Here is a 380-nt window from a genome sequence, read left to right as displayed (position 1 = left end):
CAGTCTTGCAGGCATGTACTTAGTTTGAGGGTATTGCATCGCAATTGCGCCGTGGTAATTACTTTTAATCGTCCAAGCTTCTAATACTGGTACTACTTGGTTTTGTTCAATGGCATCAGCGATAACAAAGTCATGGAAAATACCAATCCCTAAGCCATTTTTAACGCCATTCAATCGCATTTGCGAGTGGTTAACGGCGTAGCGACCAGTGACAGGTACTGAGTGGTATTCATCTTCTTTAAAGAAGTCCCAGATATGGTCACTGTCATTTTCAGCTAAGTATAAACAGTCGTGACCCTCAAGCTGAGTAGGGTGAGTCGGCATGCCTCGTTTGGCAATGTAATCTGGGCTTGCACACAACACTAGGTTGGTTTTGCTCA

General features: G+C 43.9%; 1 protein-coding gene. It reads right to left on the bottom strand.

The annotated features are described in order from the left end of the window. Positions 1–380 (bottom strand): LysR substrate-binding domain-containing protein (locus tag DLK05_RS17230; protein WP_209319979.1); only part of this gene is annotated, 380 nt, incomplete at both ends.

Origin of the sequence: Ancylomarina longa, assembly GCF_003996985.1 — a bacterium.
Classification (GTDB): Bacteria; Bacteroidota; Bacteroidia; order Bacteroidales; family Marinifilaceae; genus Ancylomarina_A; species Ancylomarina_A longa.
The sequence above is the reverse complement of the archived record's forward strand: the minus strand, read 5'-3'. Positions and strand labels throughout refer to the sequence as shown.